Source organism: Nocardia sp. NPDC051900, from assembly GCF_044452545.1.
In the GTDB taxonomy this organism is placed as follows: Bacteria; Actinomycetota; Actinomycetes; order Mycobacteriales; family Mycobacteriaceae; genus Nocardia; species Nocardia sichangensis.
In genome coordinates this window covers 113,870-139,399 of the sequence record NZ_JBITBU010000021.1, presented here as the reverse complement: position 1 = coordinate 139,399, position 25,530 = coordinate 113,870, and the positions used below count along the sequence as shown (strand labels likewise).

25 protein-coding genes are annotated in these 25,530 nt (G+C 68.7%); all 25 read left to right on the top strand.

Annotated features, from left to right (window positions below):
• The first annotated feature begins 77 nt into the window (after positions 1–77).
• The 25 genes from ACIA5H_RS30495 to ACIA5H_RS30375 all read left to right on the top strand — a co-directional run bounded on the left by ACIA5H_RS30495 (position 78) and on the right by ACIA5H_RS30375 (position 25,517).
• Positions 78–1,520 (top strand): cutinase family protein, encoded by a 1,443-nt coding sequence (locus tag ACIA5H_RS30495; protein ID WP_397079085.1) that lies wholly within the window; start codon positions 78–80, stop codon positions 1,518–1,520.
• A 131-nt stretch (positions 1,521–1,651) separates the two neighbouring features.
• Positions 1,652–2,362 (top strand): hypothetical protein, encoded by a 711-nt coding sequence (locus ACIA5H_RS30490; protein WP_397079083.1) that lies wholly within the window; start codon positions 1,652–1,654, stop codon positions 2,360–2,362.
• 3 nt (positions 2,363–2,365) lie between these two features.
• A complete protein-coding gene (locus ACIA5H_RS30485) occupies positions 2,366–3,022 on the top strand; it encodes a hypothetical protein (protein ID WP_397079081.1) in 657 nt (218 codons plus the stop codon).
• Positions 3,019–3,315, top strand: coding sequence for a hypothetical protein (locus tag ACIA5H_RS30480; RefSeq protein ID WP_350904034.1), 297 nt, complete (start codon positions 3,019–3,021; stop codon positions 3,313–3,315). The genes ACIA5H_RS30485 and ACIA5H_RS30480 overlap by 4 nt, the downstream gene beginning before the upstream one ends.
• 250 nt (positions 3,316–3,565) lie before the next feature.
• Positions 3,566–3,799, top strand: coding sequence for a hypothetical protein (locus ACIA5H_RS30475; RefSeq protein WP_397079078.1), 234 nt, complete (start codon positions 3,566–3,568; stop codon positions 3,797–3,799).
• Between the two features lie 17 nt (positions 3,800–3,816).
• Positions 3,817–4,455, top strand: a complete 639-nt coding sequence (locus ACIA5H_RS30470; protein ID WP_397079076.1) for a hypothetical protein — start codon at positions 3,817–3,819, stop codon at positions 4,453–4,455.
• A gap of 17 nt (positions 4,456–4,472) precedes the next feature.
• Complete coding sequence (locus tag ACIA5H_RS30465; RefSeq protein ID WP_397079074.1) at positions 4,473–5,279, top strand: hypothetical protein; 807 nt, start codon at positions 4,473–4,475, stop codon at positions 5,277–5,279.
• A gap of 212 nt (positions 5,280–5,491) precedes the next feature.
• Positions 5,492–6,733 (top strand): hypothetical protein, encoded by a 1,242-nt coding sequence (locus ACIA5H_RS30460; RefSeq protein ID WP_397079072.1) that lies wholly within the window; start codon positions 5,492–5,494, stop codon positions 6,731–6,733.
• On the top strand, positions 6,730–8,196 hold the full coding sequence (locus tag ACIA5H_RS30455; protein ID WP_397079070.1) for an SCO6880 family protein: 1,467 nt from the start codon (positions 6,730–6,732) through the stop codon (positions 8,194–8,196). Before ACIA5H_RS30460 ends, ACIA5H_RS30455 begins: the two co-directional genes overlap by 4 nt.
• Positions 8,193–9,908, top strand: coding sequence for a hypothetical protein (locus ACIA5H_RS30450; protein WP_397079068.1), 1,716 nt, complete (start codon positions 8,193–8,195; stop codon positions 9,906–9,908). Before ACIA5H_RS30455 ends, ACIA5H_RS30450 begins: the two co-directional genes overlap by 4 nt.
• 6 nt (positions 9,909–9,914) lie before the next feature.
• Positions 9,915–11,039, top strand: coding sequence for a C40 family peptidase (locus tag ACIA5H_RS30445; RefSeq protein WP_397079066.1), 1,125 nt, complete (start codon positions 9,915–9,917; stop codon positions 11,037–11,039).
• 141 nt (positions 11,040–11,180) lie between these two features.
• Positions 11,181–12,131: a hypothetical protein gene (locus ACIA5H_RS30440; RefSeq protein ID WP_397079064.1), complete on the top strand. Its 951-nt coding sequence runs from the start codon at positions 11,181–11,183 to the stop codon at positions 12,129–12,131.
• A gap of 146 nt (positions 12,132–12,277) precedes the next feature.
• Positions 12,278–12,679, top strand: coding sequence for a hypothetical protein (locus tag ACIA5H_RS30435; protein ID WP_397079062.1), 402 nt, complete (start codon positions 12,278–12,280; stop codon positions 12,677–12,679).
• A complete protein-coding gene (locus ACIA5H_RS30430) occupies positions 12,676–13,755 on the top strand; it encodes a hypothetical protein (RefSeq protein WP_397079060.1) in 1,080 nt (359 codons plus the stop codon). The genes ACIA5H_RS30435 and ACIA5H_RS30430 overlap by 4 nt, the downstream gene beginning before the upstream one ends.
• A 48-nt stretch (positions 13,756–13,803) precedes the next feature.
• Positions 13,804–14,706 (top strand): hypothetical protein, encoded by a 903-nt coding sequence (locus ACIA5H_RS30425; protein ID WP_397079058.1) that lies wholly within the window; start codon positions 13,804–13,806, stop codon positions 14,704–14,706.
• Between the two features lie 62 nt (positions 14,707–14,768).
• Positions 14,769–15,707 carry a hypothetical protein gene (locus tag ACIA5H_RS30420; RefSeq protein ID WP_397079056.1) on the top strand — a complete coding sequence of 313 codons (939 nt, stop codon included), beginning with the start codon at positions 14,769–14,771 and terminating at the stop codon, positions 15,705–15,707.
• A gap of 13 nt (positions 15,708–15,720) precedes the next feature.
• Positions 15,721–16,698 (top strand): hypothetical protein, encoded by a 978-nt coding sequence (locus ACIA5H_RS30415; RefSeq protein WP_397079054.1) that lies wholly within the window; start codon positions 15,721–15,723, stop codon positions 16,696–16,698.
• A 288-nt stretch (positions 16,699–16,986) separates the two neighbouring features.
• Entirely contained in the window at positions 16,987–18,030 is a 1,044-nt protein-coding gene (locus ACIA5H_RS30410; protein ID WP_397079052.1) for a hypothetical protein, read from the top strand.
• 47 nt (positions 18,031–18,077) lie between these two features.
• The gene (locus ACIA5H_RS30405; RefSeq protein WP_397079050.1) at positions 18,078–19,952 is read left to right on the top strand and encodes a type IV secretory system conjugative DNA transfer family protein; all 1,875 of its coding nucleotides are present in this window, start codon (positions 18,078–18,080) and stop codon (positions 19,950–19,952) included.
• Entirely contained in the window at positions 19,949–20,842 is an 894-nt protein-coding gene (locus tag ACIA5H_RS30400; RefSeq protein WP_397079048.1) for a DUF4913 domain-containing protein, read from the top strand. The genes ACIA5H_RS30405 and ACIA5H_RS30400 overlap by 4 nt, the downstream gene beginning before the upstream one ends.
• A complete protein-coding gene (locus ACIA5H_RS30395; RefSeq protein WP_397079046.1) occupies positions 20,839–21,783 on the top strand; it encodes a hypothetical protein in 945 nt (314 codons plus the stop codon). Before ACIA5H_RS30400 ends, ACIA5H_RS30395 begins: the two co-directional genes overlap by 4 nt.
• Positions 21,780–22,712 carry a hypothetical protein gene (locus ACIA5H_RS30390; RefSeq protein WP_397079044.1) on the top strand — a complete coding sequence of 311 codons (933 nt, stop codon included), beginning with the start codon at positions 21,780–21,782 and terminating at the stop codon, positions 22,710–22,712. The genes ACIA5H_RS30395 and ACIA5H_RS30390 overlap by 4 nt, the downstream gene beginning before the upstream one ends.
• Positions 22,713–22,967: 255 nt before the next feature.
• Positions 22,968–23,831: an MBL fold metallo-hydrolase gene (locus ACIA5H_RS30385; protein WP_397079042.1), complete on the top strand. Its 864-nt coding sequence runs from the start codon at positions 22,968–22,970 to the stop codon at positions 23,829–23,831.
• Between the two features lie 61 nt (positions 23,832–23,892).
• Positions 23,893–24,555, top strand: coding sequence for a GNAT family N-acetyltransferase (locus ACIA5H_RS30380; protein ID WP_397079040.1), 663 nt, complete (start codon positions 23,893–23,895; stop codon positions 24,553–24,555).
• Positions 24,552–25,517 carry a flavin-containing monooxygenase gene (locus ACIA5H_RS30375; RefSeq protein WP_397079038.1) on the top strand — a complete coding sequence of 322 codons (966 nt, stop codon included), beginning with the start codon at positions 24,552–24,554 and terminating at the stop codon, positions 25,515–25,517. The genes ACIA5H_RS30380 and ACIA5H_RS30375 overlap by 4 nt, the downstream gene beginning before the upstream one ends.
• Positions 25,518–25,530 lie beyond the last annotated feature (13 nt).

Here is a 25,530-nt window from a genome sequence, read left to right as displayed (position 1 = left end):
GGTGAAGACTCGTGCATCCCAGCACCCACACCAGCAGAGGGCCTCACGCTACTGCGGCGGTGCTCGTATCGGCTGCTATGTCGCTCGCGACCGCCGCCGGGGTCGTGCACGCCGATGCCACCGGCGCGCCGATCGGCGCGACCTGCCCAGTGCTGTACGCGTTCGGGGTACAAGGCAGCGAGGAAGCCGCCCCGGACGCTGGGGTCAGCAGCGACTCCGGCGCGCTCGGGCAGATGTTCGGGCCACTGTCCGCTGCGGCCGGTGATCTCGTGCAGCGCGCCTACGTCCCCTACGGACGAGCACCCGACGGCACGGCACTGCCGTACGACTCGGCAATCACCGCAGCGGCCGAGCGTCTGGAACACGTCGCCGCCGATGTCGTTGCGCGCTGCCCGACCACGAAGATCGCCGCCGCCGGATACGCCCAGGGCGCACCCGCGGTCTCGCGGTTCGCCGAACGCGTCGGCGCGGGCAACGCACGCATCAGCCCGGACAACATTGCCGCGATCGCTTTGCTGGCCAACCCGAACCGCGCCACGAACACCCCGGTTCTGCCCGGCCGGCCCGACAGCACCACCCCGTCCGCGGCACCCGGAACCACGGGGCAACGGGTTGCCACGATCTCACTTTTGAACCAGCCGTTGACCGGTGCCGGGATCGGCGCCCCGCCGACGGAGTCGAGCGGCTACGCAGCGTTGTCAGGGCGGGTGGCGGATCTGTGCGCGGCCGGTGACGCGACCTGCGACACCCCACCCGGACACAGGCTGGCCACCACAGCCGCGAACATCGCCGCCCGCTCGGACCTGCGTGACCCGATCGCGGCGATCACCACCATCGCCGAAGCCTTGACCACAACGATGTTCACCACCGCGGTGGGCGTGATCAACGAGGACGTCACCGGGACCAGTTTGGATCAACTGTCGTATCAGCCTACGAAACCGCTCGGGCAACGGCTTGCCGAAGCCTCCACCCCGGGCGCGGCCCCACCGGGGCCGAGCGAGGCCCTCGCGGCGCTGTTCAAAATCGGCACCATCGGGCTGAACGCGGTGGTGACAGTCGCACGGAAAGTGTTCACCCCGGCCACGATCGCCGAATTGGCGACCGTCGGACTGGCCAACCCGTGGGCGGCCGTCGCCGGCCTCGGCGCGAAACTCGCCACCGCCGTGGTCGAGCTGGTACCGCCGCAGACGGCCAGCCGCTGGGTGAACGACGCATTCGACGCGATCACCAGCACCGTCACCGACCACCAGCAGCTCTACACCCTCGCCGCTGCGGCGCAATACAGCGACACCAGTGGCCGCCACGGCTCCTACCGCACCACACCGGTCACACCCACCGGCCGGTCGGCGCTGGCCACGACCGCCGACTGGTTCACCGCGGTGGCACGTGACCTCGCGGCAACCGGTTCACCGCCCGCCGCACCACAGTCCACCGTCACCTCGACATCCTCCGCGCCCGCAACGGCACCCGCCACTAGCAGCCCTGTACCGGGGCCGCCGAGATCCAGCGGCGGTCGGTAAAGACCCCTTCGGGCGGATCCGTTCCAATCCGCAGACGTACCCAAGCCTTGTCTGCTGATTCTCCCCTGGCACCCCCGCCCGAAGGGCCCACAATCCCGCGCCACCACACCCCCGAGGAGGTGAAACCGACGATGCCCAACAGCCGCCCACACACCGATACCAGCAGCGACCACGGATGGGGCTGGCTGCAACCGGCCGAACCCACCGCATTATCGCCGCTATCGACCACGACCGAGCGGCCGGAGCATGAGGGCGAGGAATGGCGATGGATCAACCAGCAGCAGCCCTCGCCACCACCGTCCATCCCCGGGCCGGGGCGCCCGCGGGTGCCGCGCCGCGTGTGGGTCGGGCTCGCCACCGGCCTCGCTGGCGCAGTCGTGCTCGCCGGGCTGAGTTTCAGCGGAGTCGCCGAGAGGCCGGATTCCATCAAGCCGATCCCCACCCTGACCGCAGGTCCACCTGTGACCACGCCGCCCTCCACCGGTGCGTGCACGGGGTTGTCCGGGCACACGGTCACCGACTCCGCAGGCGATGCCCGCAGCGTGGCCGGGGTCATCGCGGCGTTCGAGCACGCCTACTACGTCCAGCGCAGCGCTGAAGCAGCTTTGCGGCTCGCCGCCCCCGAGGCCGGACTCTCGATGGAGGCGTTGGCCGCGGGCATCGCCTCCATCCCGGCCGGGACCACGCATTGCGTGGCGATCACCCCGATCGCCGACAGCGCCGCGGAGGTGCATGTGGTCCAACAGCACCCCGACGGGCAGCGCGTCGACTACCTGCAACTGATCAACGTCCGTCATGACCCGGCCGGTGTCGTGATCACCAACATCCAGAAGCGGGGCTAACCGATGACCGCACCGCCACAGCTGCACCGCGACGACCGCCCCCGGTGCACGAGCCGGCTCGAGGCGGGAACGATCGCCACGCCGGAACAGCTTGCCCCGGTGCGGGACACCCCGCTGCCGACCGTGGGAGCGCATCCGCCGCTGTTCGCGGTGCTCGGCGCGCACGGCGGCGCGGCGGCTTCCACCCTGGCGCGGTGGTGGGCACCAGCCGCCGACACCGGCCTGGCCTGGCCCGGCTCACCCCGTACAACCCAGATGGTGATCGTCGCCGCCAGGCTGTGCATGCCCGGCCTGACCGCCGCTGCCGACCGGCTGCGCGAATGGCACGCCGGGCTGGCCCCGGACGGGGTGCAGGTGATCGGGCTCGTGCTGACCGCCGCGCGCCCAGGACGAGTCCCCATGGTCGTGCGCCGGTACCGCTCGGTCGTGGCCCAGTTGGTCGAGCACGTCCACCAGATCGCCTGGCACGACGAACTCCTCAGCTGCGAACTCACCGACCTGGCGCAATACGTGCCGTTCGACCCGCCGCCACTGCGCCGCTCCCGGTTGACCGACACCGTTCCCCCCGACGTGCACCACGCCGGAACTCAGATCATCACCCACCTCGCCGCGACACGTATCGATGCTGCGGCACAAGACGATTCGGAGGGAACGCCATGAGCACCGTCTACGCGGTCACCGGAGCGGTCACTGTCCTCGCGCAAGAGATCAAGATCACCCCGAAATCCCCGCCAGGGGCGGACAAGCTGGTCAATCTCGTCAACTATCTGTCCTGGATCGTCACTCTCGCCGGAATCGGTGCCTTGATCTACGCCGGCGGCAAATTCGGCTGGGAACGCTTTCACGGCGGTGCCGTCGAGTCACCCAAGATCATCATGGCCGCCCTGGTCGGTGGCATCATCGCCACCAGCGCCGGACAGATCATGAACGCCGCCGTCAGCGGAGGCGGATAGAAATGCGCCACCTCCGGATCCATCCGCAATTCTTCACGACCACAGGATCGGTCGTCGCCGAACGACCAGCGGCCAGAGGTGGTCAGGACGGCTTGCGGCCGTTGACCATCCTCGGCTCTGAGGAGCTGCGGCTGTCGGGACGCACGCCTGGGCACACCCTCGGTGCCTCCGACGGTGATCGTCAAGACCGCCGAGCCGATCCCGGCCGCCCTCGAGGTCGCCTACCGCACCTATCAACAAGGCACGACCCATGCTGACCACTAAACCGCTACCCACACAGGTGCTTTTGCCGCTGACACAGCTACTGGGCTGGCTGGCGTGGTTCGTGCTGCTGCTGTGCATCGCCCGCGCGGTCTGGGTCGGCGGTCTGCTGGCGATCCGGCTTCACCGGGAGGAAGCCGTCGAAGGACTCGTCGGTGCCCTGGCAGCCGCAGTCCTGCTCGGCTCGGCCAGCTCGCTGGCTCTCGCCGTCCTGCCCACGTAACCGAGGAGACCCTTCCCGTGCACCCGTCCCGAACACGACGAATCGCCACCTTGACGGCCCTGGCCCTTACAGGACCGATCGCCGCTGGTGTGGTCGCCTGCGGCAGTGATGACACCCGCGACGTGGCACCCGACCACAGCGTTACCGCCACCACCATCGCACCCACCGGAGTCCGGTGGCAGCCGTTCCAAGGAGTCAACCTGCCGGTCGCCCACGAAGGTCCCCGCCACATCGATGAGCCGGTGGCCACCGGATTCGATCGGGCCCCGGCCGGTGCCGCGCTGGCGGCCATCCACGCGACCGTGCGAATGTCCATCGCCACCGACAACCAATGGCCTGCGATCGGGCAGCGCATGCTCGCCCCCGGATCAGGCCGCGATGCCTGGGCGACCGCGCGCGCCCAAATCTCGATCACCGCCCCGATCACCAAAGACCCGCCGAAAGTCCTCGGCTACGTGATCACCCGCTACACCCTCGACGCCACCGACGTCGACATCTACAGCATCCACCCCGACAACTCCGTCACCCGCAACCACACCACCGTCGTCTGGCACGGCGACGACTGGCGCCTGCAACTCCCCGACAACCCGACCACCGCGCCGGTCACCGACGTCGCCGTGCCCCCACCTGATGTGGTCACACTCACGCCGCGCTGAGAAGAGACCCGATATCCATGAACTCCCATCGCCTGCTGACCATCCTGCTCGCCAGCATCACCGCCGTCGTCATCGCGGTGTTCGTACTGACCGTCACCAACGACAACAGGGCCCCCGACCGCTCCGTCGATCCCGGCCATTCGAGCGCCCCGACCACCCGAACGTTTCCCGACCAGCCGCCGTCCCCACCGGCACTGCCGCCGACCACCGATCTGTTCGGCAACCGACTGGAAGTCACCGGCGAGGACGCCGGTTCAGCCCTTCCCCAGGATCCGAGCACCCGCCCGGACCCTACCCGGCCGGACTATCTGACCACCTCGCCCGCACAGATGCGATGGCAGCGCGGCTGGGGTGGCGCCGCGCTGCCGGTGTCGGGCAGCGACGGACCCGCCCGCATCCAACACGGCATCGCCACCGGATTCGCTCGCACACCCCAAGGCGCAGCGTTGGCCGCCGCAGATGCCCTTGCGCGTGTTCTGGCCGCCCCGGACGGGGTGTGGCAGCAGGTGGTGCGCGAACGCTACTACGGCGGAGGCCAGGCACTCACCGATCGCTTCGCCCGCTCACGCCAGCGCACTCCGGGCGCCGCGCGCTACGTCGTGGTCCCCGACGGAGTGCGAATCCAGCCCGGCTACCGCGATGACCTGGCCATCGTGCAGTTCGCCGCCCACGATGATTTGGGCTACACCGTGTCGACCTGGCCGATGGTCTGGATCGACGGAGATTGGCGAGTCCGTGTACCCGAGGACATCGAAGCACTGTGGGGTCCGGGCACGTCGACATCCACACTGACCGGTTTCGGGTCATGGAAGGCCGCACCGTGACCGAAAGCTTCTTCGCGCAAGCAACAGCCTCCTCGGAGCCGTGGCGTGCGCAGTTGCCGCCGCTGCCGCCGTCGGACCTTTGCGATATACCGTTAGGACCCCAGCAGGCATGCGAACAAGTCGGGCAAGCCGCTTCCAAGGCCGCTGGTTCGGTTCTCGACGACCTGACGTCGCAACTGGGGGAAAGTTTCGGCGCGCTTCTGCGATTTGTCATGACGTGGTGGACAGCGCTGCCGTCTCCGCAACTGGCAGACGAACGCGGGGGATTGGGACCGGCGTTGTCGGGGATCCGGGAATACACCAGTGGGCTGCAGGTGCTGCTGCTCACCTGCGGGATCATCTTCGCCGCGGCCCGACTGGCGCTGGCCAAACGCGGCGGGGTCGCGGGCGAGGCACAGGAAACCTTCTTGATGTTGGCGCGTGCGGTGTTCGCCTCGATGGCCTTCGCGGCGATCATCGCCACTGGAACTCGTGCCGGTGATGCCTTCGCGGAGTGGGTGCTGTTCGACGCTTCCAGAGGAGACGCACACAAGATCGTCGCCGAAGTGGCCGAGTTCGAGTTCGAGACGAACTCCGGACTGGGTGCCGGGACCTATCTTGTGCTGTTCCTGCTCGGGATCATCAGCATGCTCATCCAGCTGGTGATGCTGGTTCTCCGGCAAGCGCTGCTGATCGTGGTCGTGGCGGTGCTGCCGCTCGCGGCAGCCGCCTCGGGTACCGGGCCGGGTTCCCAGGCATACAAGCGCCTGCTGAGCTGGTCACTGGCCTTTGTGCTGTGGAAACCGGTGGGGGCCTTGGTTTATGCGATCGCCTTTACGGTGGCGGGGCGCGATCAGCAGGACCCGCAGTTGGTGCTGCTCGGCTTGATCCTGCTGGTCATGACAGTGATTGTCCTGCCCGCGCTGATTCGGTTGGTCGCCCCCGCCGTCGCGACACTCGGTGGCGGAGGCGGTGCGGCTGCTGTTGTGGCCGGCGGTGCGGCCGGGATCGCTATGGCGGCGGTCGGGGAACGGTCGAGTGCCCGCAAGCTCAGCGAGGGTGAGAACGCGCCTGGTGGTGGGGGCCCCGGCTCATCTATGGCTGGAAGTCCAGCCGGAGGGGGCGGAGGCGGGGGTGGTGGCCGTCCGATGCCTGGCGGCGGCGCCGGAAGCCCCGCCACGACCAGCGCTGGGACGGGCGGCGGAAAAAGCGGAGGTCCGGTCGGCGGCAGCGGCGGTGCGCGTCCTACCGGTCCCGGAGCAGGCAAGCCGCCGTCGGGGTCCGCAGCGGGTAGCGGCGGCAGTGAGGCGGCCGGTGCCGCGGGCGGTGGTGTGGCTGGTGCGGCGGTGGTGGGCGCGCAGATGGTCAAAGACGCCGCACAGCAGACCATGTCGGCGATCGAAAGTCAGACCCGCGAGGCAGCCGCGACAAGTTTGGACCCGGATGCTTTGGGACCGGGGGAGGTGCGTCGATGACTGCACGCATGTATGGCCGCTGGGAGCGTCCGCGTTCCGCCGGGTTCTTCGGTCTGACCTGGGGCGTGTCGATGCTCGGGCTCGGGCTGATCATCATGGTGATGGTCGGGTTCTTGATCACCCGATCCCTGCTGGCGGCCGGTGTGCTGATCCTCGGCAGCACGGTGGTGTTCACCCCGCTGGCGGTCACCCGTAACGGCCGCACCGGCTGGGAGCTCGCGTTGTTGCGGCTGCAGTTCGCCGCAGCCCACGCCCGCGGCGAGCACCTCTACCGCGCCGGACGATTCTCCCGCATCCCCGGAATCGCGAAACTTCCCGGGTTGTTGGCGGATTCGCGGCTCAGTGAGTACGAGACGGCGGGCGGGCACCGGTTCGCGATGGTCCATATCCGTCGCAGCGACCACTACACGGTGGTGTTGAAGGTGATTCCGCGCGGTAAGGAATTGGTCGACCAAGCCCAGATCGACGCCTGGGTCGAAGGGTACGGCCAGTTCTTGGCGACCCAGAGCCGGGGTGGGGAAGTGGTCGCGGTGTGCTCGGTGCTCGAGAACGTGGTCGAAACCCGCCTCAAGCAGGCGCGGGAGGTCGCCCGCTTGGTCCGCCCGAGCGCGCCGGAGTTCGCGCAGTCGGTGATGCGGGAAGCCGCCGCCGATATCGGCGGGGTCGGGGTGCGCATCGAAGCCCGGATTTCGATCACCTACCGCGCGATCGGCAAGGGCCGTCGCGACGACGCCGAGCAGGCCCGTGAGATCGGTCAACGCCTGCAAGGCGTGCTCTCCCAACTCGCCCGCGCGGGGCTTCCCGCGACCCCGTTACAGGCATGGGAAATCCTCGGGCTGGTACGTAGCCGCTACGACCTCGCCGCACAACGCGACGTCGAAACCGCAGGCTCAGAGATCACCAGCACGCAGTCGTGGGATTCGGTCGGCCCGGTCGCGCATCAGGATCGCTGGGATCACTACGTCCACGACGGTGCGCGGTCGATCACGTGGGAGATGGATGCGGCTCCGCGCGGGGCGGTGATGGAGACCGTACTCGAGGAGTTGCTGCGCCCACGCGCGGATGTGCCGCGTAAGCGTGTGGCGATCGTGTATCGGCTGCACAGCGCGGCGGAGGCCACCACCCTTGTCGACTCCGATTTCCGTGACGCTGTCGCGGCCGAGCAGACCGAACGCGGCATCGCCTCGGCGTCGGCGCGGATCCGGGTGGGCAACACCCAAGCCGCGCGCGAGGAACAAGCACGCGGCGCCGGGCTGACACGGTTCGGGGTGCTGGTGACGGTCACCGATCACCTCGACGGTGACCTGCCCGGGATCGAAGCCTCGGTCAAGGGGATGGCCGCAGCGTCCCGGTTGAGTGTGCGCCGCTGCTACGGCACCCAAGCCGCCGCCTTCGCCGCCAGCTTGGGAATCGGACTGATCCTGCCCGAGCACACCTCGATCTCCAAGCGGGTGTCGGCATGACCAAGCCCCGTAGTCAGAGAACGCCACGGCCCGCCCGTACCGAAACCGTCGCCGGTGTGCGGGTGCTCTCCGCCTCGGCGCGCGCCGCGACGGAGGCGGCTGCCGCCCAGCCCGGCCTGCGCGGTTGGCGGGCCCGGTGGGCGATATCGAGCGATGATCATCGACGCGCCACCGCCGCACGCCGCGCGGAAGACCGCGGCAGGGATGGCTTCAACCGATGGCCGCTGGCGAATCTGTCCGACCGCGGCTATCGCGGGCTCGGCGGCGGCCGCGCGGCCGTCGTGGCCACCAACCCGGAATGGCGCGCGACCACCGTGCAGGTTGCGGGATTGTGGCCGTTCGCCGTCGGAGCTAGCGCTCCCACCGTCGGCACCCCGATCGGAGCGCACTACATCACCGGCACACCCGTCCACTTCGATCCGATGTCCTGGTTTCTCAAAGGGTTCATCACCGCGCCGATCGCGTTCGTGCTGGCACTCAACGGCTTCGGGAAGTCCTCGCTGATCCGGCGGTTGGTCACCGGCGCGGTCGCGGCCGGAGAAACCGTGCTGTGCATGGGCGATACCAAACCCGACTACCGCGACCTCGTCGAACAGTTGGAGGGGCAGGTCGTCGACCTCGGCTATGGCCACGGCACCGTGAATCCCCTCGACGTCGGCGCCCTCGGCGCCGTGGTCGAACAGCTCACCGACCCAGACCAGCGTCGCCAAGTCGCCGCGCGCGTGGAAGCCGGCCAAGTCAACATCGTCGCCGGACTCGTCGAACTCGTGCGTGGCTCCCGGATCGCCGACTACGAAGAAGTGCTGCTCGCCGCCGGACTGCGCCAGCTCTACAGCCCCACCGGCGGCTTCACCTATCAGCGCCCGCCCCAGCTGTCGGACCTCCTCGACGTGATCTCCGGCGGTGCTGAACAACTGCGCCAGTTCGCCGAAGAGGACGACGAGACCGCCTACCGCGCCAGCACCAAAACCCTGCGCCGCTCATTGCGGGCACTGGTGGAGGGCCCATTCGGGGCGATCTTCAACGGACCCACCAGCACCCGGCTCGACCTCGGCAGTCCGGCGGTGTGCGTGGACGTCTCCCGCATCCCCGAAGGCGACACCAAACTACTGGCCGCGGTGTTGATGGTCTGCTGGAGCGAAGGCTTCGGCGCGGTCGCCGCCGCCCACGCCCTCGCCGACGCCGGTCTCGCGCCGCCACGCACGTTCGAGGTCGTCATGGACGAGATCTGGCGCGTCCTCGGGGTAGGGGAGTTCATGGTCGACCGCGTCGACGCCCTCACCCGGCTGAACCGGACGCTGGGCACGGGGTTGATCATGTGCAGCCACACCATCAAAGACCTCGCCGCGTTCGACTCCGCCGCCGCGCAGGCGAAAGCCCTCGGGTTCTTCGAACGGGCGCGAGCGAAGCTGATCGGGCCGGTCGGGCCGGAAGAGATCAACCGCATCCGCAACGCGGTCGGCATCACCGACACCGAGAAGCTTCTGATCACCTCTTGGGCCGCGCCGCGGCCGCCCAGCGACGACGATTTGGATCCCGCCCAGCGTGAAACACCGCCCGGCACTGGCTGTTTCCTGCTGAAGACCGGTGAGGCGAACGAGCCAGGGATCCCGTTCCGGATGGTGTTCACCCCGACCGAACGGGCTGCGGACGTCCACAACACCAACCGACGTTTCGACAACCTTCCCGGCGCAGAGGAGGCGAGCAGGTGAGCGCTGATGGACACCGCATCGAAATCCGTGACAGCGACCGCACTCGGACTCCCCGTCGCGCTGCTCCTACTGATCTTGGTGATCCTGGGTGCCGAGCAAGCGACCTCGTGTTCGACACCGTTGTCGTCGGGGGCAGCGGGCGGGGCGAGCGGCCCGACCGGCAGGACGCTGGCGGGGTTGTCGGAGGCGCAGTTGCAGCTGGCGCGCAACGGAGTCGCGATCGGCAGACAGCGCGGCATGCCGCAGAACGTGATCCTCGCCGAACTGGCCGCTCAAGCCACCGAATCGAGCTTCCGGAACCTGGCGAATCCCGTGGTGCCCGAATCGTTGAACTACAGCAACGACGGTCTCGGCTACGACCACGACTCGGTCGGCCCGCACCAGATGCGCGCCAGCGTCTGGGGTTCGGTCGGCATCGCGACATTGATGGACCCGATCTATCAGATCAACTGGTTCTACGACCACGCCGCCCACTTGGGAGCCGCCGCAGAGCAGATGTCCCCGGCCGAGTTGGCCCAAGCGATCGAACGCTCCGCACCCAACGCATACTCCGGGCAACTGGAATTGGCGCGGCGACTGTATGCGATGTTCGCCGACCTCGACCCCGCATCGATGCCCCGTCTACAGCGCGGATCCCAGGCGACCGGGTGCGGGCCGGGGACCTCCGGTGTGCCGCTACCTGCGGAAGTGAGTGCGTTCGGCAGGGCGGTGATCGAGCACGGCCAGCGTTGGATCGGCACACCCTACGTGTGGGGCGGCGGCGATGCGAACGGTCCGACCGGCGGCGGGTTCGACTGCTCCGGGCTGACCCTCTACGCCGTCTACCACGCCTCCGGGGGCCGGATCCGCTTGCCGCACTACACCCAAGCCCAGCAAGACCACCCGTCCTCGCAGATAGTGCCATTCGCGCAGCGGGCACCGGGGGACCTGATCTTCTTCACCGCCCCGGGCGATACGGATTCCCATCACGTCGGCATCTACTACGGCCGCGACGCCCAGGGCCGCGAGCTGCTGCTGCACGCCCCGCAAACCGGGCAGACCGTCACCCTCACTCCGCTGAGCGCGTGGGAGGGCGAACGCATGGACGTGCGCCGCTACACCAGCCCATCTCCAGGAGAACGAAATGCGTAATCGCACCCACTCACTGATCATTACGCGCCGCCGAAGCCGTGTCCCGGTGAGCGGCTGCTTTCCGGCCGCGGATGAGGAAGCTCTCATGAACCGGCACATCGTTCACCTGCGCAGGTTCGCCCACCGGGCGGAGGTTCGGCGGTGACCGGGGCAGGGCTGCTGCCGTGGGAGGTGTTGCCGCCGTGGAAGGTGCGGCTGCTGGAGAACATCCAGGAGCTGTCGGTGGAACGCGCGCATCTGCTGCGTCGCGGCTACCCGACCTACACCTCCGGCAACGATAGTGAGTTCCAGATCCAGAGCTGGCATAGCCGATTGCGGACCTTGGACGCGATCCGCGGTGACGCCGAAATCCACGCCCGCGCGGAGGAAGTCCCGCCGCAGTGGATCGAGGCCGCCCGGACGCTGGGGCGCCACGGGGTGCGCTGGGCCGAACGCGACCCCGCGCCACCACGCCCGCCGCGCGGGCCGGAAGCCCGCCGAGCCTGGGTCCTCAACACACTCGCCGACGATGTGTGGCAACTGGAACACATGGCCGCGCTCACGGCCGCGCGCCGCGCCCGGCTCGCCGCCCAAGGCATCCATTCCGAGCCTGACCCCCTCCTGGCCAGCCAATTCCACAACAACATGACCGCGATATGGCAACGCGCGTGCCAGCTCGCAGTCGCGGTCGACCTCCTCGACAGCGAACGCGGCCAGTTGTGGGACCGAAACGCCCGTGGGTGGGATGCGTTGCTCACCGCCACGGTCCACACCTACGACGAGGACACCCTCGAGGAGCGATGGCTCACCCACGCCTGGCCGGGCATCGAGCGGGAAGCACGCGACGTCGTCGACAACCTCCGCGACAGCATCGACCGCTCCCACGATCAGGTCCTGTACGCCGACAGGTTGCCGCCGCGACCTCAGCAGTTGATCCAGCACGCGATCCACCACTGGTGGCACAACACCGCAGACGACGGCGTCGGGCACGCGACACGTGCCGAACCCGACGATGCGGCGGTCATCGCCGCCCTGCCCGACGAGCTCGAGTGGAGCACCGAACCCGAGCCCGGCGCTGCACCCTCACCGCAAGAGCCGGGGCATGAACCATGAACACCCGCACGAACACACCGACACGGCTCATCGCCCTCACCGCGATCCTTGTCGCCGCGGGATGCGGTGCGAGCGCCACAACGCCGCCAGACCCCAGCAGTGAACCACACTGCCGCACAACGCGTTTTGCGCGTCCCTTCAGCGCGGTGGACCCCTGTTCGATCGAGCAGGTATTGGCCGCGGCGGTCGAGGCGGTGTTCGGTTATCGCCCGAGCGAGCAGGTCGACCAGCGGGCAGCGTTGCGAGCGGCGCGCGCACTGCTGGATCCCGGGTTCGCCGAGCCCGCCGAGCCCGCAGCGCTGGTGTGGTCACCGGTGACCGCGACGCAGTGGCAGCAGTGGCGCACCGACGCCACCACCCTCACCACCACGGCCCGGGTGACCAGCGACGACCACCCCGCCGACACCGCCACCTCCGCGCACCGGGTGTTGGCCGTCGAACTCCAGCCGACCGGTCAGCCGCCGATCCGGTGGGCCGTCTACGCCCACGCCACCCGCACCACAGCCGGTTCGGCCTGGTTGCTGTCGGGATTGGAGGTGACATCGTGAGCGGCGATCCGGTCGAGGAATCCAGCCAGGCGGTACGTCAGGGTTTCGTCCAAGCGTTGCAGACGGCGCACACCACCGCCGCGCTGATGCGCGGCCAGAGCGGACACGCCCGGTCGAAAGCGGAATCCGAGCAGCGGATCCAGCACGCCGATGCGAAAGAGTATCGCTCGTCGGTCGAGCATTGGGTGCGCGTGCGCACCGCTGTCGAAGCGGCAGGTCACGCGCGCGACCTGAACACCGCCAGGGTTGAGGAAGTCCGTGCCCGGATCGAGCGCGGCGGTCAGCAGCACACGCTCGAGCAGCGGCAGAAGCAGCGGCAGATCGAACGCGCCGATGCCGATCTGACGCGGCGAAATATGGCGGGCTCGCTCGAACGCAGACAAAGCCGGGAACTTCACAACGCGAAGATCACCGCCTACAAGAATCGGGAGACTCGCGCCGACGAGCTTCACGACCTCGATATCAAATACAAGAAGCTGCTCATCGACATCCGCCACCGCGCGGCCGGTTTCAGCGACACTTTGAGCGCACACGGTGACACGGGGGAAGCGATGGCCTCGGCCGCCGCGTTCGCTGCCGCCAAGGGCGCGGAAGATCTCTCGCCGCAGCACGCCGACGAGGCAGAGGCGTTCGCCGAGCGGTTCACCGAAGACACCGGCAGTGATCCTTCCACCATCATCGACGCCGCCCTCGTCGAGGACATCGACCCCGCGCAGGGTAGCGCGCATCAGATGTCACCGTTGGCGCTCGATAGCGGCCCTTTCATCATCGACGCCGCCCTCGTCGAGGACATCGACTTCCCTTCGAGCGCGGCCCACCGGTCGCCGCGGGTGGCGATCGAGGACGTCATCGGGCTGACCGAAGAGCTATCGCTGGCCACGCACCTCACCCACGAGTTCGCCGATCTCGTAAGCGAGCCGGACACCGTGTCCGATGGAGGATCGGTGATCGGCAACGCGGTCGACGCGGCCGGACTCACCGGCGACAGCTCGACCCCAGCAACGGATTTCGAGATCGAGACCGAACTGTCCACTGCTGCGATGCCCCGAACCCCCGACCTGGGGCAGGAGCTATGACCAGCCGAAGCATTGCGGCAGCGCCGCGGCGGGGCGGAGGCCGGTGAGATGGACACCCCGACCCCGTTGCAGGCGCGCCTGCTGAAGGCGGTGCAGAACCTCGCCTACGACAGCCAGCAACTGCTCGAGCGCGCTCACAATGCCGGTCACACCAACCCGCCACCGGAGGTGGTCGAGCAGGTACGGATCGGGCAGCGCTCCCGCGAACAATGCGAGACGGTCGCGTTGGCGGTCGGGGTGCCAAAGGCGTGGATCGACTACGCCCGCGCAGCCGGGGAACGCGGCAGCCGCTGGCAGCCCGGACAAGTCCTCCTCGGTTCAGGCCATGTAGAGCGGCACGCGCTGATCACAGCGCTGCGCCGGGAGATACACGGATTGCAGGACATGGCCGGTGTCGGCGCCGCCTACCCGCGTCGTGTCGGCCTCGAAGGAGATGCGGTGGCGCGGTTTCGGCGGGTGATGGGCATGACCTGGCAGCGCCTCGGCGCGGTCTCGCACGCGCTGGGATTGAGCCAAGAGGAACGCCACCAGGTGTGGCAGCGCGGGTACCGGCATTGGGCCACGACGGTGGCCGACCAACTGCGCGGACAGGCCGACCACCAGCTTGCGCAGCGGTGGAGCCAGCTGGCCGGCGCGGACTTCACCGCCGCGGCGATGCCGGTCATGGTGCTGCAAGCCGCCGGAATCACCCCCGACGACATCGCCACCCAGATGCCGGACTCGCCCGACCGCATGGTCGAACACGCCGCCGCCGCTCTCACCACCGCCGACCGCATCCCCACCGCACTCATCGTCGACCCGGACCGCGACCCGGATCCCGCCGCCGACATCACCGCCGCGATCGACGCCGCCGGTCTGACCGACACCCCCAGGGCCAGACCCGACTCCGGCGAGGACGCGCTCGACGCGGCCGGTTCGCGGCAGGAACTCGGCCCAGGACCCGAGCCATGACCTATGCCCCGTACGGACCCAAAGCCGTCATACCAGGCATCTCGAAGAAAGGACTTATGCCCGTGAGTCAACCATCACCCGAGCTGGAGGGGTTGCCGAGCTGGAAGCTGCGGCTGCTCGAACGCATCCAGAACACCGCCGCTGACCACACCCGCGTCCTGCGCCAGGGGTATCCCATCTACCAGCCGCACTACGGCACCGGGGAGATCCCGATACAAACCTGGCGCACCCACCTGCGCGCCCTTGACGCCGACCGCAGCGAGATCGAACTCCACGCCGCCGCCGTCGGCCTGTCCGATTCCGCGATCACCGCAGCCCGCGCCGCCGGACAACGCGGCCAACGTTGGGGCGACAGCGTGCACTCCCCACCCACCATGCGCCGTAGCGAAGACCCGGTGCGCGCGCACATGGTCGAAGGCATCGCCGCGGATATCTGGCAACTCGAGCACATGGCCGCCATCAGCGTCGAACACCGGCTGCGCGGACTCGACGACACCGTGACCGACGACCCCGCCGCACGCGAACAGTTCGACCGCAACATGGCCGCGCTATGGACGAGAGCCAACGAAACCGCGCATGCCATCGAGTTGAGCGCCGAGGAACGCGCGCAGCTGTGGGACCGCGACGACGCCGGCTGGTTGAAGCTGGTGTCGGTGACAGTGCGCGGCTACGACGACACCGCCTTACTGGAGCGCTGGCGCACCTACGCCTGGCGCGGCATCGAACACGACGTCCGCCGAGCACGCGCCACCCTCGCGGTCAGCCAAGTGGCAGACCCGGAACCGGATACCGCCCCGCCAGCTCCGCAGTTGCTCATCGAGCGCGCCACCGAAGCGCTGTCGACCACCACTCCTAGTGAAGTGGCCACCGAGGCCGGGATCGGCGCGGCAGTCGATGCTGCGCTGTCACGAGACCTGACCGTAGGGTGGGCCAGCGAACCCGCGGGCGAACCCGACATCCGGCCACCGGAAACCGGGTCGGCGCTCGGGGCCGACTGGTGAGGCCGGCACGACGATGACCACGCCAGAATCAGAATTCTCGCCCGCGCAGACGGTGGCGCAGTGGCAGGCGCAGCTGTTGATGCGAATTCGGCTGCTGGCCGCCGAACACACCCGCATCACCGATGCAGGGTGGGAGAAGTTCGAAGCGCTCACCAGCGACGGCGACCAGCAAACCGCGTGGCAAGCACATCTGGACGGCCTGGAAGCCCAACTCGAGCAGGCCGAACAAACCGCGCTGACCGCAGGCATCGAGGCGGCATGGATCGCCGACGCCCGCGAACTCGGGCGCCACAGCACCCGCCCCCGCGTGGAGGCCGGCGTGCGGCAAAACCCGATGCGCGACAACGCCGCCCAGGACTTCTACATCGACATGCTCAGCCTGGATCTGTGGCATCTCGAGCGGATGGCCGCGCTCGCCGCCGCCCGCGCCGACCGGATCGCTACCGGGCGGTGGAGTTTCGGCACCAACCCGGCCGCCGCCGCGCAATTCGCCCGCAACATGCAGCTGTATCACCAACGAGTCACCGCTTTGGCCCACGCCGCGCAGTTCACCGCCACCGAAGCCGACACGTTCTGGGGCCCGGCCGCGGAAGGCGCGCGCCGCGGGCACGCGGTGCACCTGGAAACCTACACCGAGCTGGATTTGGTGGCCGCATGGAACGCCTACGCAGCCCCGAGCCCCGACTTGGCGATACCGCCCTACGTTCCCACCGACCCCGATACCGGCACCCCCACCGCTGGCGCCGAAGTCACGCCACCGACACCGCAACAGATGATCAACACCGCGGCCGCGTCACTGCGCGCCCGGTTCGTCGACGCCGCCCTCCACAACGAGCACGCCGACACAGACCCCGGCGCCGCAGCCGCAATCACCGCGGCCGTCGACGCCGCCGTTGCCACCGGCCAACACGCCTGGGATACCGAGCCCGATCCCTCCCATCACGTCGGTGGCTACCGCGGGCCGACCGAGCTGGGAATCGACCCGTACTAGCCGAGCCTGCTCGAGCCGTCACAGAGAAGGGAGCACGCCCACCCACGACCGATTGAACTGACGAATACGTTGCCCGCGTTTTCTCGTCGACGTACTGGTCACCGGGTACTGACCAGGACGTTCGAACCGAACTGCCAGGGGACATCCACACCGCGAAAAGGCCGTCACAGGACGCAACGCGGTCCACGCCTTCCTTCACCGGAGGTCATCGATGTCCGACACCACCTTTCATCCTCCTGCGCCGCAACAGCTCCGACCGGTCCGCAACGCTGATCTGCGGGTGCGGCGATGAGCTGGCCCGATCCGCGCTACGGCACCACCGACCCGGGCTACTACCGCGACGCCGCCACCGACACCGAGGCCCAGATCCGGGCGGATTTCACCCACTACTACCAACTGCGGTTGATCGCCCCACACGGCGAAACACTTGAGCAACAGCAGCAATTCAGCGCCTGGGCTGACGAATTGGCCGCACAGTGGGGCCGCCACGAAGCACCCGAGCACCGCCGCCTGTGGGGGCAACTGCAAGCCGCAGTCGCCGGATGGGAGACGCGGCCGGAATTCACCCGGGTCGCCTACAACCAAATCACCCACGCCAAGCGCGCCGGAGACCTCGACGTCGACCCGATGGTGTGGCGCACACTGCGCCAAGCTGCGGAAATCACCGGCCACATCGAAACAACCACCACCGGCTCCGAACAAGACGCCGCCCGCTGGCAGCCACCGGGCCACTCACCCGCACGGCACACCGAGCGCACCAGCGTGCTCGACCGTGCCCTCGGCGGCCGCGGCCCGGCACTGGCCAGCCTCGCCGAAGTCGACGCGATCATCACCGAAACCGACCAACTCCTGGAAGCCGAGGAAGCAGCCGCAGACCGCGACATCGGCCGAGACGAACGCCTGACCCGCCAACACGCGGCCTTGCGGCAACTGCAGGACGCGACCGCCGAACACACCCACTTGTCGGATGCGTGGCCGACCGCGGCTGAGCGGTATCAAGCTCACCTCGAGCGGCTGGAATCCCTGCTGGATGCCGCCCGCACGGCCCGCGTCACCGCCGCGGACGCCGCAGCATCACCGGCCGACATCGAGGCCGCCTACCACGCGGGACTGGCAGGCATCTACTCCCATGATCCGGCGAGCCTCGGACAACTCGCGCTGCCGGACCCACTCACGGGGCTCGAACACGGGGACGGCGCGGAGATCGGCGCGGCCATCGACGCCGCGCTGCCCGAGACCCAGTTCAGCGAGTGGAGCCCCACCGACGACCTCGAGGGCCACCCGGTCGTGACCTCGCACGAGACCGGCGTGAACGCCGACCTGACGGCCTGAACACCCCCCGCGACACGGACATGCGCATCCCTCGGAAGGACTGAATCATGTTCTCGACTCGGGAAACCCGCCGCCGCACCAAACGCGGACTCGGCGAGGAAACCACCCTGTTGCTGCTGCTTCTCGTAGTGGTGCTGATCGCGCTGGCAGCGTGGTCAGCGCTGAGCCTGGGCAGCCGCTGGGCCGGATTGCCCGTCACCCGCCACCCCGTCGCAGCCCTGTTGGAAATCGCCACCGGGAAACACCCCTGGCCGTGGCAAGCCAGCCTCATCGGCGTCGTCTACTTGCTCGCCGGCAGCGGGCTGGCAGTGTTCGGCTGGCGGACACTCGCATCGGGCAGCGAGATCGACGCCGCCGCCCGCACCATGCAACGCCCCCGCGACATTCGGATGGCGCGGGCGCGGGACATCCTGCGCGCCAACAAGCGGCTGCTGCGCGACGCGCCCCCGCACATCCAAGCCCTCAAAGGACCACCGCTGGGTAAAACCGTCATCGGCGGGGTGCAACTCTTCGTGCCCGCCGAGCTGGGGGTGACGATCGCCGCGGGCACCCGCACCGGCAAGACCATGGCGTGGGCGATCCCGGCCGTGCTCTCAGCGTGGGGTCCATGCTTGGCCACCAGCAACAAGCCCGACCTCTATCGGCACACCGTGTACGGGCGTGAACAGCGTGGCCAGATCTGGTTGTGCGACCTGCAAGCAGTCACCGGCAAAGTGGAATGCGGGTTCTGGGTCGACCTGCTCGCCCAGGTCACCACCCTGCCCAAGGCACGGAAACTCGCCGGGTTCTTCGTCTCCGCCGCCTCCGGCTCGGCGGCCCAAGCCGCCAACGCCAAGGTCGACTCCTACTTCGACGGCGGCGCCCAGGAACTGCTGGCGCTGTATCTGTACGCCGCGGCCTGCGCAGGGGGAGATCTGCTGCATGTGGCCGAGTGGCTCGGCCGCGATCAGGACCAGACCCCGGCGCTGATCCTGCGCCACTACAAGCACCACCGCTCCGCCGAACGCATCCTCGAATCCCAAGCGCTCTACAGCCGCCAACGCGACGGCCTGTTCGACATGGCCCGCCGCTTCCTGAACGTGCTCACCGACGAGGGCTACGCCCGGATGGTCACCCCACCGCGGCGAGTGCGGCTGGCGGTCCGGGAGGCCACCGACCAGAAGACCCGCGAAACCGAACTCGTCATCGACCGGACCGAACAAGACCAGACCCATCAGCTGCCGCAGTTCCAACCCGCGCGGTTCGTGGAATCGACCGACACGTTGTACGCGCTGTCGATGGCCGGCCCCGACGGCGCCACACCTCTCACCTCCGCACTGGTCGGGCAGATCTTGGAAGCCGCGCTGGACGCCGCACGGGCGCGGCCGGACGGGCGGTTAGCGGTACCGCTGCTGGCGGTGCTGGACGAGGCCGCCAACTGCGCCCGCATCGCCGAACTGCCCTCGTACTACACCTACGCCGGCGGGTGCGGGATCGTGCTGATGACCATCCTTCAGGTCCTCGAACAGGGTGAAGACCTCTGGGGCGCGAACGGATTGAAAACGATGCGCGCCCAATCCATCGAGGTCTACGGCGGCGGGATCGCCGCGACCGACTATCTGGAGCACTGGTCAGCGATGACCGGACCGCACGACGTCGCCGATCGCTCCCGCAGCCACGGCCCCCAAGGCACCAACCGCACGGTGTCCTGGCGCGCCGAACCCATCCTCGACACCGCGCTGCTCGCCGCGCTGCCCAAAGATCGCGCCCTGGTGCGGCTTCCGAACCACGGACCGGTCGTGGTGCGAAAGATCTGGTGGTCGGACACCGAATACGCGCCCCTGATCCGGAAATCGCTCGAACGGTTCCAGAAAGCCGCCGACCACAGCACAGCGCCAGCCATTGATCCCGAGGATCCGGCCGACGGCGGTGAACGCTCATGAGCGCGCCAACCCCGGCGACGGGGAACTCCGCGGCGGGCAAGAACGTGCCGAACAAACCGGTGCCGCCGTCGTATCGGCATTTCACCGAGTTCGCCGAGAGGTGGTTGTGGCCGTTTGTCAGCGTCCGGCTGGCCGAAGCGAACCGGGAAAACACCTACACCTGGTGCCCACGATGGTGGGCCCACCGGGCGGTCGCGGTACGGATCGCGCATCTGCACGCCGCGTTCGAAGCGCAAAGGCGCGCCCGCACCGGCAACGGGTTCAGCGCCTTCGTGCTCTCCCACGTCGACGCCCACTTCAAGGTCATCCTCGACGCCGCCAACGGTCCCCTGCACCGCTGCACCCGCACCAGCCACATCGCCACACCCGGACTACCTTTCGAGCCGGTCCCCACCGGCTATTTCAAGCCCACCCCGGCAGCGGAGAAGTCCGACGGCGAGCAGAAGGGGCCGCCGCCGCTGTTCGAGCACTGGAGTGAGTTCGTGCAGCAGTGGCTGCTGCCGGTGACCTCGGTGCGGATCGCGGCCAACAACCGCGAAGGCCAATACACCTGGTGCCGGAAGTGGTGGGCCCATCACGCAGTCTCGGTGCGGTTCGCGGGATTGCACCGGGTGTTCGAAGCAGCCCGCGTAGCGCCCGACAAATCCGCGATGAGCACACTGTTCACCCGCCACATCGACCCGCACCTGCGCTACATCCTCGACGCCGCCAACGGGCCCCTGCACCGCTGCACCCCCGACCAGCACATCGACACCCCCGGCCTTCCAGTCGAACCCGTTCCTGCCGCATGGTTCGGGGCGCCCGACGCGAATACCCCGGTCGAGCGGCTCGGACTCGGACCCGACTTCCGTGCCTTCGGCGGCGGCTTCACCCTGGGGGCGGGGTCGTGAGGGCGCCGACACGGGAGCAGGCGGCGGTACTGAAAGCACTGCAGAACCAGACGGTGTTCCTCAACCGGATGGTGGCCACCGCCACCGAACGCCAGCACAAGACCGGACAAAACCCGCCGCAGTCCTGGTATGAGGACTACCAAGGTCGCGCGATCCTGCGTGAGGCACTGATCGACGCCGCCCACGCCGGTGGTGCGCCACGCGTGTGGATCGAGCACGTGCGTGAACGCGGCGACCGCGGCACCCACTGGCGCGCCGACCTCTACCTCCGCGAGCCAGAACCCACCGACTGGGGCCGCGTCCTCGGTGACCTCTACGCCGACGTGCAACGCCTGGGCGCGTGGACCGCTCTGCACGCCGCCTACGAACAGATCACCCCGAACAGCGACACCACGACCATTGCCGAGGTCGAGGCAAATCTGCGTGCTATGCGCTACCGGACCGCAGGGGTGGCCAACCTGCTGGGCCTCACCCGCGAGGAAGGTCGTGCCCTGTGGGACGACGCGGGGGAGTGGGCTGACGCGGCGATCATGTCCGTCGACGGTCTTCTTGCCGAGCAGGTGGTGCAGCGCTGGCAGCAGATCGCGCGAGTTGACACCAGCTCCTACGCGTTGCAAGCCACCGCGTTGAACAACGCCGGAATCCGGATCGACACCGCGGCGGCGTTGTGCACCCATGAGGAGCTGGTCACCGCGATCACGGAGGGACTGACCCTCCCACCTGCACTGTTCAAGTCCGCTGGCACCACCGGCACCGACATCGACGCTGCGGTCGACGCCGCGATTCGCCCTGGCGCAGCCGTCCACGACACGGAAACCGACCCGCTCACAGCGCTGTTCAGCCACGCTGCCAGCACTCAGGCGTGGGTGTATGACCCCGCGGCCGACTGTGACATCGGCGTGCCGCAGTTCTCCTCACTGGGTGAGGGATACGGACAATGACCCGCCCACGAACGAGCACCCGCAGCGGGGACATCCCACCCGAACACGCGGCCCTGCTGAGGCGCATCCATGACCTGGCCGCCGACGCCACCCACCTACGCACCACCCTCCACACCGCCGACACGGAAGTCACCGCGACAACGTCGGTGTTCGAGCAGATGGCCGCGATCGATCGGCAACGAGCGCTGGCGGAGATCCAAGCCCGCCACCGAGGGGTGCCCGCCGACTGGGTCGAAGTCGTGCGGCGGCTCGCCGAATCCGGCCGTGCATGGAGTGACGACCACCTGCTGCCGACACCACGTCCGGCTCCCCGACGGCGAAACACCTCCCGCGTCGCCGAGGACATGCGCCAGCTCACCGACATGGCTGCCATCACCGTCGCCCGCGAACATCTCATCGGCATCGAGACCGCCGACGCCGAGCCGGACCCGGCTGCCGCCCAACAGTTGCGGCGCAACATGGAAGCGCTGTGGACCCGCGCCGACCGCACCGCCATCTCGATCGACCTGGGCGCCGAGGCCCGCACCCGAGCATTCGACACCGCGACCAGGGACCTCGCCCAGCGGGTCGAGGGTTACCTGCACTACAGCCTCGATGACCTCGACACCCACTGGCGCAGCTACACCAGCCCGGCCATCGCCGATAGTGTCCGGCGCTCGCTGAGAAGCCTCCGTCGCATCGACGGCGACACCACCACCGACGCCGGTGACATCGAGCGGCCCCCGAGACCGAAAGACCTGATCGAACGCGCCCGCGACGCCCTCGGCACCGCCATCGGAGGCCAACCCGAGATCGGAGCTGGGCTCGACGCCGCGATCGCCGACGCAATGCCGGAGGCCGCGACCGACAGCTGGGACAGCGCAACCGGTGTGGACGCAGCGGACACCGCTGGGGGCCAGGCGTACCCGACCGCTGGGCCCGATCCATGACCGGACGCGGCCCCGACCTCCACTGCCCGCCGTCGATCTTCCCCCTGCGAGAACCCCCGTGCCTGCTGCCGAATCCCGCATCGCCGCGGCTCTGCAACCGCCCGGCGCCCCCGCTGCTGGGTTCGCGCCATGACGCGGCCATCCGGCCGACGCGACCCCACCCGGCCCCCAACCCGCGGACAGGCCGCCCGACGGGACGGCACGTCCCGGCGGCGGCCACGACCACCTCGAACCCTCACCTCAGGAGACCCGATCATGACCGTCAGCCTCGACCACTACACCCGACCCGCCACAGTTCATCACCATCAGCGCGGCGATCACCGCATCACCTACCTCCCCGATGGCGTTGCCCTGCTCGAACCCCGTGCGTGGCTGCCGGACTCCGACGACGAGCTCTGGGCCGCGAATCCGCATCTGATCAACGACGACGGCTACCTCGTCGCCAGCGTCGGCGCGCTGCTGGTCGAGCACGGCAACCGCGCCATGCTCATCGACGCCGGCTTCGGTCCACTGGCCGTGCCCACCCCGTATGGGCTGATGCGCGGCGGGCAACTGCTCGACAGCCTCGCCGCCGCGGGCAAAACCCTGGCCGATATCGAGCTCGTCGCCATCACCCACCTGCATCTCGACCACATCGGGTGGCTGTGGCAAACCGCTCCCGCCACAACGTCCAGTCCCTTCGCCGACATCCCGGCCCTAGTCGGCGACACCGAGTGGCAGCGCAAAGCCTTCGCCGCCGCGACCGGCGCCAGCGCCGAGATGCTCGACGTCTTCGCCGCCCAAGTCCGCACCATCACCGACGGGGAGGAAATCTTTCCCGGCGTCCACGCCCTGGCGCTGCCGGGCCACAGCCTCGGACACCTCGGCTACGTGATCACCTCACCCGGGCACCGGTTGATCGTGTTCGGCGACGCGATGCAAACCCCCCTGCAGATCACCCACCCCGAACTCACCGCCGCCATCGATGACGACCCCGCCCAATCCGTCACAACCAGCCGCGCCGTCATCGACCAACTCACCACCCCCGGCACCCTCGGCTTCGGCCTGCACTTCGCCGACGTCCAACTCGGCCGAATCAGCACGACCCACGACGACCAGCCGATATGGCAGCCCGAATAGCCCACGGCCTAATGCCGTGTGCCCGATTCACGCCTTCGCCAACCCCCGATGGGAGATACTTATGAACCCCTCTATCCAAGCCGCCCCTGCCCGCGTCACCGTGCAGATCCGCCCCGCCGGGTCCCGCGCAGAACTGCATGAGTTCAGCCGATGGCATCACCTCGCCGGGGTGCCGCAGTCACGCCCGGCCGGACGCAACCTCGTCGAGGTCGACGACGCCGGCATCCTCGCCACCGGCCTGACCCGCAGCTACGCCGCGGAGAAGCTGAACAGCCTCACCGTCCCCGGCGGCATTCCCACGGTGCTGGCCGCGCGAACGATGGCGCTGGTCGCCGTCGCCGACCATCCCATCGGCGGCCTGTCAGTCGGACCCTCGTTCTTTCTGTGCGCACAAATGACGACGCAGGGACCCGCCACTGTCCTGCACGCGGCGTTAGCGACGATGAAGATCCACGCCGTCGCAGTCAAGCCCGCCTGGCGACGCCGCGGTATCGGTACCGCGTTGCTGCGCCCCGCTCTCACCATCGCCCGCCAAGCCGGAGCGAGCGTGGTGTACGGCCAATTCAACACCGACACAGTTGGATTGACCGAGTTTTATCGCCACAGCGGCATGGACGTGTCCAACCCGGATGCGCCCCTGCACATGAACGCACTGATAGATCTGCCCGCCGTCATCACGCCACTGCCCGGGGAAACGCTGTTTCATCGGGTGGTGAACCAGTGAACACCACATCCAAACAGGACCTGATGGGATCGCTCGTTTCCGCCGCGACGCCGGCCGACGACGAACGCGCGGACCTACAGGTGGCTGTCGTCGGTGCCGGTTTCGGTGGGATCGGCATGGGGGTGGCGCTTCGGCGCGCGGGCATCGACCGCTTCGCCATCTACGAGAAAGCCGACGACGTCGGCGGCGTCTGGCGCGACAACACCTACCCGGGATGCAGCTGCGATGTCCCCGCGCATCTGTACTCGTTCTCCTTTGCGCCCTACCGCAACCGGCGCACACGCTACCCCGGCCAGCGGCGAACTCTCGACTACCTCCGCCAAGCCGCCACCGACCATGGGCTCACCGCACATCTGCGGCTGGGCACCGCCATCAGCGAAGCGACCTACCTCGATGACCGGGATCGCTGGCGGCTCACCACGGAATCCGGACAGCAGATAGTGGCCGAGGTCGTGGTTTTCGCGGTGGGGCAGCTGCACCGACCGAACATCCCCGACTACCCTGGGCGGACGCAGTTCACCGGGCCGGTGTTCCACACCGCCCGCTGGGACCACGACACCGACCTGTCCGGCCGCGATGTCGCGGTGATCGGCACCGGATCCAGCGCCGCTCAGATCCTGCCCGCCGTTGCGGAAACCGCGCGGTACGTGCGCGTATTTCAGCGAACTCCGCAGTGGGTGGTGCCCAAACCCGCCACGGACTTCGGGCCGCTGACCCGCACCGCGCTGCGCCTACCAGGCGCACACCACCTCTACCGCCACGCCCTGCACCACGGCGCGGACGCCGTGCTCGCTCCGATCATGCGCCGCGGCTGGTCGTCACGCCCCGCCGAACTCCTTGCCCGCTGGCACCTGCACCGGCAGATCCCCGATCCGGTGCTGCGCGCGAAACTCACTCCCCGCCACCCGATCGGCGGCAAACTGTGGGCGCTCACGTTATTCCCGGCTGGTCTGCTCGAGTAATCGGACAGGTGGT

What these genes read in the sequence shown, in the direction of transcription:
- ACIA5H_RS30445 (WP_397079066.1), top strand. Translation starts at nt 9,915, where the DNA reads ATGGACACCGCATCGAAATCCGTGACAGCGACCGCACTCGGACTCCCC.
- ACIA5H_RS30390 (WP_397079044.1), top strand. Translation starts at nt 21,780, where the DNA reads ATGACCCGCCCACGAACGAGCACCCGCAGCGGGGACATCCCACCCGAA.
- ACIA5H_RS30480 (WP_350904034.1), top strand. Translation starts at nt 3,019, where the DNA reads ATGAGCACCGTCTACGCGGTCACCGGAGCGGTCACTGTCCTCGCGCAA.
- ACIA5H_RS30410 (WP_397079052.1), top strand. Translation starts at nt 16,987, where the DNA reads ATGAGCTGGCCCGATCCGCGCTACGGCACCACCGACCCGGGCTACTAC.
- ACIA5H_RS30425 (WP_397079058.1), top strand. Translation starts at nt 13,804, where the DNA reads ATGGACACCCCGACCCCGTTGCAGGCGCGCCTGCTGAAGGCGGTGCAG.
- ACIA5H_RS30450 (WP_397079068.1), top strand. Translation starts at nt 8,193, where the DNA reads ATGACCAAGCCCCGTAGTCAGAGAACGCCACGGCCCGCCCGTACCGAA.
- ACIA5H_RS30405 (WP_397079050.1), top strand. Translation starts at nt 18,078, where the DNA reads ATGTTCTCGACTCGGGAAACCCGCCGCCGCACCAAACGCGGACTCGGC.
- ACIA5H_RS30460 (WP_397079072.1), top strand. Translation starts at nt 5,492, where the DNA reads ATGACGTGGTGGACAGCGCTGCCGTCTCCGCAACTGGCAGACGAACGC.
- ACIA5H_RS30475 (WP_397079078.1), top strand. Translation starts at nt 3,566, where the DNA reads ATGCTGACCACTAAACCGCTACCCACACAGGTGCTTTTGCCGCTGACA.
- ACIA5H_RS30415 (WP_397079054.1), top strand. Translation starts at nt 15,721, where the DNA reads ATGACCACGCCAGAATCAGAATTCTCGCCCGCGCAGACGGTGGCGCAG.
- ACIA5H_RS30380 (WP_397079040.1), top strand. Translation starts at nt 23,893, where the DNA reads ATGAACCCCTCTATCCAAGCCGCCCCTGCCCGCGTCACCGTGCAGATC.
- ACIA5H_RS30465 (WP_397079074.1), top strand. Translation starts at nt 4,473, where the DNA reads ATGAACTCCCATCGCCTGCTGACCATCCTGCTCGCCAGCATCACCGCC.
- ACIA5H_RS30490 (WP_397079083.1), top strand. Translation starts at nt 1,652, where the DNA reads ATGCCCAACAGCCGCCCACACACCGATACCAGCAGCGACCACGGATGG.
- ACIA5H_RS30485 (WP_397079081.1), top strand. Translation starts at nt 2,366, where the DNA reads ATGACCGCACCGCCACAGCTGCACCGCGACGACCGCCCCCGGTGCACG.
- ACIA5H_RS30385 (WP_397079042.1), top strand. Translation starts at nt 22,968, where the DNA reads ATGACCGTCAGCCTCGACCACTACACCCGACCCGCCACAGTTCATCAC.
- ACIA5H_RS30400 (WP_397079048.1), top strand. Translation starts at nt 19,949, where the DNA reads ATGAGCGCGCCAACCCCGGCGACGGGGAACTCCGCGGCGGGCAAGAAC.
- ACIA5H_RS30495 (WP_397079085.1), top strand. Translation starts at nt 78, where the DNA reads ATGTCGCTCGCGACCGCCGCCGGGGTCGTGCACGCCGATGCCACCGGC.
- ACIA5H_RS30455 (WP_397079070.1), top strand. Translation starts at nt 6,730, where the DNA reads ATGACTGCACGCATGTATGGCCGCTGGGAGCGTCCGCGTTCCGCCGGG.